This window comes from Alicyclobacillus herbarius DSM 13609 (genome assembly GCF_000430585.1).
GTDB lineage: Bacteria > Bacillota > Bacilli > Alicyclobacillales > Alicyclobacillaceae > Alicyclobacillus_G > Alicyclobacillus_G herbarius.
The window spans coordinates 40,532-49,000 of sequence record NZ_AUMH01000022.1 but is presented as its reverse complement, the minus strand read 5'-3'; the positions used below and the strand labels follow the sequence as shown (position 1 = coordinate 49,000).

Genomic DNA, 8,469 nt, shown 5'->3' with positions numbered 1-8,469 from the left:
CTTTGGCAAGAGAATGTTTGAGTGCCGCTAGCCACTGCTCTAGACCTTCGAATCCAGAGATGGTATTCTCGAAGGCGAGGGGCTTGCCCAGTTCGATGCCTCGCCAATCCACGCAACGTGCGACGTGCGTGTGTTTGGCGATATCGATACCGACGATGAGAGTCCCCTCCGTGATGCGCTGAATCTTGGCGTTCACATTCTTAGCCATTGTTGCTTCACCCTCCTGGTCGATGGTTGGTTTGGGCAACTACCACGATACCAGGAGGTTTTTTCATGCCGCAAACCTCAAATTACTTCGTTACAGGACTGCTCATGAACAAATTCATGATTACGGCGGCGTTGGTGGGCGCAGAGGTGACGCGGGCGGAACAACCCTACTTACCCCTGACCCCGCAGGAAATCGCGGAGGCGGCGTATGCCTGCTGGCAGGCGGGGGCAAGCATCTGCCACCTGCACGTACGCACCGACGAGGGCCGACCGACCCAAGATCGGGAACGCTTTCGGGAGACCATCGCGGCCATTCAGGCAAAGTGCGACATCATCATTCAGGTTTCGACCGGCGGCGCCGTCGGCATGACGGTGGAGGAACGCATTGCCCCCTTGGCGCTGGCCCCGGAGATGGCCACCTTGACCTGCGGCACCGTCAATTTTGGCGACGCCGTGTTTGAGAACAGTGGCCCTGTGATGCGGCGGATCGCCCAGGAGATGCAACGTTACGGAGTTCGGCCCGAGTTTGAAATCTTTGACGCGGGCATGGTAGAAAACGCAAGGCGTCTCGCCCGCGCGGGCTTGGTGCAGCCACCCTTTCACTTTGACTTTGTCCTCGGGGTACCGGGCGGTCTCCCGGCCAGCCCGCGCAATTTAGGGTTTTTGGTCGACTTGCTGCCGCCTGGCGCCACCTGGTCGGTGGCGGGCATCGGCCGGCATCAGTTACCGATGGGTGTATTGGCCGTGGCCATGGGTGGGCATGTCCGGGTCGGGTTTGAAGACAATATCTATTATCGCCGGGGACAGCTGGCGGACAGCAACGCCCAGCTTGTGGAACGCATCGTCCGCATTGCCCGTGAGCTAGATCGGGACATCGCGAGTCCAGCCGAAGCCAGACGTATGCTTGGTCTTCCCGATAAGCCAGTGAAACTTCCTCCAGCCGCGCCAGCGTGATATGATAGGTGCGGACTCTCGAGTGAGGTGACATCATTCATGAAGATCTTTATCGACACCGCAAACGTCGCTGAAATTCGCAACGCGGCTGAGATGGGTATTCTCAGCGGCGTTACGACCAATCCCAGCTTGGTAGCCAAAGAGGGCCGCGACTTTATCGAAGTGCTGAAGGAGATTGTCGAGATTGTGGACGGCCCCATCAGCGCCGAGGTGGTCAGCCTGGACGCGGACGGTATGGTCGAAGAGGCTCTGCCTTTGGCGGATATTCACCCCAACATCGTGATTAAGGTGCCGCTGACCGGCGAAGGGCTTAAGGCAGTTCACCGCTTGGCCCAGCGCGGCATCAAGACCAACGTGACCCTGGTCTTCAGCGCGAATCAGGCGCTGTTGGCGGCCCGGGCAGGCGCAACCTTCGTCAGCCCATTCATCGGCCGCTTGGATGACATCAGCTACAACGGTGTCGAACTGATTTCGGACATCAGCACGATTTTCGACATCCACGGAATTGAAACGGAAATCATCGCGGCCAGCATCCGTCACCCGATGCACGTCACCGAGGCGGCGAAGGCTGGCGCGCACATCGCCACCTGCCCATACGCGGTGATTGACCGGATGATTAAGCACCCGTTGACCGATCAAGGCATTGAGCGCTTCCTGGCCGACTGGAGCAAGGTTGCCAAGAAGTAACCAGGCAGCGGACTTCTCGCGACCGTGCGGAGCTGACCAAGCGTCATCTTGGCGAGGGCGTCAGTGAGCTGCCCCGGTGCGTCCGCGGTCAAGCGGCCGACGAACGTTCCGGCGAGAATGAGTGGGCAGCGGCAGGCCAAGGGTTTGCCGCTGCTTTTCGCATACATAGGAGGTCGAACCGATGGACGCGAATCAGCTGATTGAGTTTATTCGTACCAGCGAAAAGAAGACCCCGGTCAAGGTCTACCTGAAAGGCAACCTGGCCGGTCTCGACTTTGGCCCAGACGCGCACGCGTTTCTGACCGATTCGGTCGGGGTGGTGTTCGGGGAGTGGAAGCACATTGAGCCGGTGCTCTGCGCGGCTGCGGGTCGGATTGAAGACTACGTGGTTGAGGCGGATCGGCGTAACTCCGCCATCCCCCTGCTGGACCTCAAAGGCATTAAGGCGCGCATTGAGCCGGGCGCCATCATCCGAGATCAGGTGGAAATCGGCGACAACGCGGTCATCATGATGGGCGCGGTCATCAACATCGGCGCTGTGATTGGCCCCGGCACGATGGTCGACATGAACGCCGTCATCGGTGGCCGGGGACTGATTGGCGCTAACTGCCACATCGGCGCCGGGGCGGTCATCGCGGGCGTCATTGAACCCCCCTCCGCCAAGCCGGTGGTGGTCGAGGACAACGTCCTCATTGGCGCGAACGCCGTCATCCTGGAAGGCGTCACGGTCGGTAAGGGATCGGTCGTGGCCGCCGGGGCCATCGTCACCGAGGACGTCCCGCCCGGGGTCGTAGTGGCTGGGGTTCCGGCGCGCATCATCAAGAACATCGGCGATACGGATCCCGCCAAAATTGAGATAAAGCAGGAGCTGCGCCAGCTCTGATTCGGCGCTCGGCCAGGGGGCCGTTTGGCTCGCTCACTGAGACGCGCCAAGACGGTAACCCCGGCCTTTTTCGTGCGTGTCCGGAAAGGGGATGATCCGCATGGATTTGATAGAAATCCGGCGCCGTCTGCACCAGATTCCCGAGCCGGGGTTTGAGGAGCGGCGGACGCAGGCGCTGTTGCTCGAAATCATCCGCTCGCTGCCTCAAGATCGGCTGCAAATTCAGACCTGGCGGACGGGGATTCTCGTCCGCGTGCGGGGAGACAATCCCCGTCGTACGTTGGCCTACCGGACCGACATCGACGGCCTGCCGGTGGTGGAGGAGACGGGCCACCCGTTTTGCTCGCAACACGAAGGCTACATGCACGCCTGCGGGCACGACATGCATATGGCCATCGCCCTCGGGGTGCTGGAGCGGGTGGTCACTCAACCGCTGGCCGACGACGTGCTGTTTGTCTTCCAGCCGGCCGAAGAAGGCCCCGGTGGCGCCCGGCCGATGCTAGCCAGCCACGAGTTTCAGGCCTGGCGGCCGGATGAAATCTATGCCCTGCACGTGGCTCCCGAATACCCGGTGGGGACGATTGCCACGCGGCCAGGGATTTTGTTTGCCAACACCTCGGAGTTGTTTATCGACCTTTACGGCAAGGGGGGGCACGCCGCCTTCCCGCATCAGGCCAACGACATGGTGGTCGCGGCCTGCCACTTGGTCACCCAGCTGCAGACCATCGTCGCCCGCAATGTCGATCCGCTCGCCGCCGCGGTCGTCACGGTCGGCTGTGTTCACGGCGGGACAAAGCAGAACATCATCGCGGAACACGCCCGCCTAGAGGGGACCATTCGCACCCTGTCCGCGGACGTGATGACGGCGGTCAAGTCGCGCATCGAGGCGCTGGTGCGCGGTGTGGAGGTCGGGTTTGGCTGCCGGGCGGAGATTGACTACGGAGCGAACTACCGCCAGGTCGATAACGACCTGGCACTGACCCGCCAGTTCCTCGACTGGGCCCGCACTGCCCAGGTTGCCGACGTGATTGAGTGCGGGCCAGCCATGACAGGAGAGGATTTTGGCTACTTCCTCGCCGACATCCCTGGCTTTTTGTTTTGGCTCGGCGTCGACTCCCCGCACGGCCTGCATCACGCCAAGATGGATCCGTCCGAAGGTGCCATCGAGGTGGGGGTGCGGGTGGTCAGCGAGTACCTGCGCTGGCGCTCGGAACAACACGATACGTGAGGACGGGCCCGCGGCGATGACAATAGGGCTGCTGCGGTGAGTGGCCCTGCGCACTGGCGGGGTGTTCCGCGGTCAGGCGGGTCCAGCCCATGAAGGCGGGCCACCCTCACAGCGCCCCTTTACAGCCCTTTACAGCGCCCCCTTTACAGCGTCTGCCCGACAAACCGCCCAATCCGGTCAAATGCTGCCGCTAAGACGGACGGATCGCAAGCATAAGAAATCCGCACGTACCCTTCCCCATAGGCAGAAAAGGCGTCGCCTGGCACGACGGCGACGCGCGCCTCTTGCAGCAGCTTTTCCGCAAACTCGAATGAACTCAGCCCGAACCGGCGGATGGACGGAAACAGGTAGAACGCACCGCCGGGGCGGGACACTTCGAAGCCCAAGTCATACAGCCGTTGGTACGCGTACTGCAAGCGCTGGCGGTAAGCCTCGCGCATGGGACGGGCGTCATCCGTGCCCGCTGTCAGCGCCTCGAGGGCCGCGTATTGACTTACACTCGCGGCGCAGGACACGTTGTACTGGTGGACCTTGACCATCTCCTCGGTGAGGAAGGCGGGGGCCAAAAGGAAGCCGACGCGCCATCCGGTCATAGCGTGTGATTTGGACAGACCATTGATGACAATCGTCTGCTCGCGCATGCCCGGGAGGGTGGCAATCGAATGGTGCACCCCTTCGTAGACCAGTTCACTGTAGATCTCGTCTGAGAGTACAAACAGGTCCCGTCCCCGCACCACCTCGGCGATGGCCGCCAGCTCGTCCTCAGTGAGGACGGCTCCCGTCGGGTTGCTTGGATAAGGCAGGATGACGCAACGGGTGCGCGGGGTGATGGCTTCTGCCAGCCGCTGGGGATGGAGCTTAAAGTCGGTGTCGCGGGTGTCGACGTGGACCGGGACGGCCCCGCATAACCGTATCAGCGGCTCATATCCGGGATATACGGGTCCGGGCAGGATGACCTCGCTGTCCGATTGCAAAATGGTGCGCAGCGCAATATCGATGGCCTGCGTGGCTCCAACCGTGACCAGGACCTCACGCTCCGCGTCGTACTGGAGACCATAGCGGCTGGCGAAAAAGCGGGACGCCGCCTGCCTCAGATCGAGAATGCCGGCGTTTGGCGTATACGTGGTCCGGCCAGCGTCGATGGCCGCCTTGGCGGCTTCTCCAACATGACTCGGCGTGGGGAAATCCGGTTGGCCGATGGTCAGTGAGATGGCGTCCGGATACTCGCGGACTCGTTCGAAAAACCGACGGATGCCGGAAATCTTCAGTTCGCGCACGCGCGGGTTGATGAGCGATTTATTCAGCGTCAATGTGGCAACCCCTTTCCGGACACGCAGTTCTGTGTTCCTCCGTATATTACGGCAGGGCCGCGCAAATTCCTCTCTCGTCCAGGAACCCGCCAATCGTATATCACATATCGACAAATATGATGTATTATATAGGCGGATTGGATTGAAAAAGCCCCCTGAACGGAGCCGAAGATGGGAGACGGATAGCATGGAACGCGAATTGGCGCTGGAAATTGTCCGCGTGACGGAAATGGCGGCATTGGCGTCTGCTCGCTGGATGGGGACCGGGCGGAAAATGGAGGCGGACGGAGCAGCAACCTCCGCGATGCGCGCCATGTTCGACACCGTACAGATGCATGGCACGGTTGTCATCGGAGAAGGCGAAATGGACGAGGCCCCCATGTTGTACATCGGCGAGGAGCTGGGGTGTGCGCAGGCGCCGGAGCTGGACGTCGCGGTCGATCCGCTTGAAGGCACGAACATTTTGACCAAGGGATTATGGAACGCGATGGCGGTGGTGGCCGTGGCCCCGCGCGGCACTCTGCTTCATGCCCCGGACATGTACATGCAAAAGATTGCGGTGGGGCCGAGCGCTAAAGGGCAGATTGACCTCGACGCGCCGGTCGCCGACAACCTGCGGGCTGTGGCTAAGGCGCAGGGAAAAGATATCGGTGACGTCGTGGCGGTGATTTTGGACCGTCCCCGGCACGAAGCCCTGATTCACGAGGTCCGCGCGGCAGGGGCGCGTATCAAGCTGATTCCCGACGGCGACGTGGCGGCCGCCCTGAACACCGCGTTCCCGGACACCGGGGTCGATATCCTGTTTGGATCTGGCGGCGCCCCGGAAGGCGTGTTGGCCGCTTGCGCTCTGAAGTGTCTAGGTGGCGAAATGCAGGCTCGGCTATTGCCCGAGGATGACGCCCAGTTGGCTCGCATGCACGCGATGGGCATCACGCATGCGGATAAAGTGTTGACCATGGACGATCTCGTCCGCGGGGACGACGCGATTTTTGCCGCCACCGGCGTGACCGACGGCGAGTTGCTGCGCGGGGTGCGCTTTCTCGGCAAGGCGCGGGCGCGTACCCATTCACTGGTGATGCGGGCTAAGACCGGGACGGTGCGGTTTGTCGAGGCTATCCACGATTTGAGCCGCAAGCCCATCCAGACCGATGCCGCCGGTGCGGTATGAGGACAGCCGTCCCCTGTGGTCCGTAGCCACGGTGGTGGGCCGCCGCATCTTCTGAACCGCCCGGCATAGGATCCAATTGTGCGGGTAAACATGATATAATGCAGAAGGCTCTAGGACGGCGTGGCGTAGTATGCCCTTATCTTGCGCCCCTGATGGATTCGTTTCATCGGGGGCCGGTTGAGAACATGCACGCCATACGTCCGAGCGGATCGCTGAATGTGGGGGACGCCTATTGGACATACGGGATCTCGAATCGAAGAAGTTAACAGAACTCTATCAACTCGCGCGAGAGTTCCAAATCCCGTATTACGGGTCGATGAAAAAGCGCGAACTCATCTTTGCCATTCTGAAAGCACAAGCAGAAAAAGACGGACTCATGTTTGCCGAAGGCATCCTGGAAATCATGCCTGACGGCTACGGATTCTTGAGACCGGTCGGCTACCTGCCCAGCGCAGAAGACATCTACGTAGCCGCATCGCAAATCCGCCGCTTTGATTTAAGAACCGGAGACTTGGTCTCCGGCAAGGTGAGACCGCCGAAGGAAAACGAACGGTACTTCGGGCTCCTGCACGTCGAAGCCGTGAATCAAGTGAGTCCCGAGCAGGCTGCCGAACGACTTCACTTCCCCGCTCTCACCCCACTGTTTCCTCAGAAACGGATGACCCTTGAGACGACGCCGGAACGGATTGCTACCCGCATCATTGATCTGTTCACGCCCATCGGATTTGGACAGCGTGGATTGATTGTAGCGCCGCCGAAAGCCGGGAAGACCGTCTTACTGAAGGAAATTGCCAACAGCATTGCGATTAACCATCCAGAAAGCGAGCTCTTGATTCTGCTCATTGACGAACGCCCTGAAGAAGTGACCGATATGCAGCGGTCGGTCAAAGGGGAAGTCATCGCGTCCACGTTTGACGAAGTACCGGAAAACCACATCAAGGTCGCGGAATTGGTGTTGGAACGGGCGCTACGTTTGGTCGAACATAAGCGGGACGTGGTTATCCTGCTCGACAGCATCACGCGTCTGGCTCGCGCGTACAACCTGGTCGTACCGCCCAGTGGCCGTACCCTTTCTGGTGGTATCGATCCGGCCGCGTTCCACCGCCCGAAACGGTTTTTTGGCGCGGCGCGTAACGTCGAGGAGGGCGGCAGCCTGACTATCCTCGCAACCGCCTTGGTGGAAACCGGATCGCGCATGGATGACGTGATTTACGAAGAGTTCAAGGGCACCGGAAACATGGAGCTGCACTTGGAACGCCGCTTGGCCGAGAAGCGTGTCTTTCCGGCTATCGACATTCGCCGTTCCGGGACACGCCGGGAAGAGCTGCTTCAGAGCCGGGAGGAGCTGGAAAAGGTCTGGGCCATCCGCAAGTCGATGGGTGACAACCAGGATTTCACGGAACTGTTTATCCGCAAGTTCAAGCACTACAAGACGAACGCGGAATTTCTCGCGAGTTTAGAGCTGCGCAAGGAGAAAAAAGCCTGATACGGCTTTCCCCTTTCCATGACTCATCAAAAAGACCCACTGTGGACAACCTGACGAAGAGATTTTTGATTTTGGTACTTGGACAGATTTGACCGGTTTGATATCCAGATGTGGCGTGATGCACCTACCGATGCGCCTTATACGTTTTGTTGGCGAGAGAACGCGTGCGCGATGCAGGTATTCGGGATACCCAGGGATCCGGGGATTCCGGTTCCCTGGTGTGGCCCGATTATGAGGGATGCTCTCTGCTTATGGCGGTGACTTATTGTGGCGACGACGGGGTATTCAGGCACTCTGGCCATTCCAGGTCTCCAGCTGGCTGCGGGCTGTGTGTGGCCAGCCACTCAGGCCACTCCAGGTCGCCGTTGGGTTGCGGATTGGCAAAGGCGGTGATACCACCGAACAGGAAGCAGACAACGCCACCCAGTACGATAGAAAGCCACTTTTTCATTACATCCAACCCCTTCCCCTAGGTATATGGCCAAGCACAGGAACAGCATAGCGTGCGCAACCATTCCAAATCAATGAAATTAAGGATAAATAACT

At 60.2% G+C, this 8,469-nt stretch carries 8 protein-coding genes and 1 pseudogene; 6 read left to right on the top strand and 3 right to left on the bottom strand.

Annotated elements, in window-relative coordinates; genetic code table 11:
* Positions 1 to 208, bottom strand: a pseudogene (locus H522_RS21875) (IS110 family transposase); the annotation flags it as partial.
* A 65-nt stretch (positions 209 to 273) separates the two neighbouring features.
* Here H522_RS21875 and kce point away from each other — a divergent pair.
* The 4 genes from kce (at position 274) to H522_RS0114180 (ending at position 3,959) form a co-directional block, all read left to right on the top strand.
* Complete coding sequence (gene kce / locus H522_RS0114195; RefSeq protein ID WP_245578129.1) at positions 274 to 1,161, top strand: 3-keto-5-aminohexanoate cleavage enzyme; 888 nt, start codon at positions 274 to 276, stop codon at positions 1,159 to 1,161.
* Positions 1,162 to 1,200: 39 nt separating this feature from the next.
* Positions 1,201 to 1,848: a fructose-6-phosphate aldolase gene (gene fsa, locus H522_RS0114190; protein ID WP_026962851.1), complete on the top strand. Its 648-nt coding sequence runs from the start codon at positions 1,201 to 1,203 to the stop codon at positions 1,846 to 1,848.
* Between the two features lie 181 nt (positions 1,849 to 2,029).
* On the top strand, positions 2,030 to 2,731 hold the full coding sequence (gene dapD / locus H522_RS0114185) for a 2,3,4,5-tetrahydropyridine-2,6-dicarboxylate N-acetyltransferase (protein ID WP_026962850.1): 702 nt from the start codon (positions 2,030 to 2,032) through the stop codon (positions 2,729 to 2,731).
* A gap of 100 nt (positions 2,732 to 2,831) precedes the next feature.
* A complete protein-coding gene (locus H522_RS0114180; RefSeq protein WP_245578128.1) occupies positions 2,832 to 3,959 on the top strand; it encodes an N-acetyldiaminopimelate deacetylase in 1,128 nt (375 codons plus the stop codon).
* 143 nt (positions 3,960 to 4,102) lie between these two features.
* On the opposite strand, the gene H522_RS0114175 is transcribed toward H522_RS0114180, so the two are convergent.
* On the bottom strand, positions 4,103 to 5,269 hold the full coding sequence (locus H522_RS0114175; RefSeq protein ID WP_026962848.1) for an aminotransferase A: 1,167 nt from the start codon (positions 5,267 to 5,269) through the stop codon (positions 4,103 to 4,105).
* 187 nt (positions 5,270 to 5,456) lie between these two features.
* Between H522_RS0114175 and glpX the strand changes: the two genes are divergently transcribed.
* Both glpX and rho read left to right on the top strand, forming a co-directional pair.
* Positions 5,457 to 6,437, top strand: a complete 981-nt coding sequence (gene glpX, locus H522_RS0114170; protein WP_026962847.1) for a class II fructose-bisphosphatase — start codon at positions 5,457 to 5,459, stop codon at positions 6,435 to 6,437.
* A 232-nt stretch (positions 6,438 to 6,669) separates the two neighbouring features.
* On the top strand, positions 6,670 to 7,923 hold the full coding sequence (gene rho / locus H522_RS0114165) for a transcription termination factor Rho (protein ID WP_026962846.1): 1,254 nt from the start codon (positions 6,670 to 6,672) through the stop codon (positions 7,921 to 7,923).
* A 262-nt stretch (positions 7,924 to 8,185) separates the two neighbouring features.
* Here the strand turns inward: rho and H522_RS0114160 are convergent, their stop codons facing one another.
* The gene (locus H522_RS0114160; protein ID WP_026962845.1) at positions 8,186 to 8,374 is read right to left on the bottom strand and encodes a hypothetical protein; all 189 of its coding nucleotides are present in this window, start codon (positions 8,372 to 8,374) and stop codon (positions 8,186 to 8,188) included.
* Positions 8,375 to 8,469 lie beyond the last annotated feature (95 nt).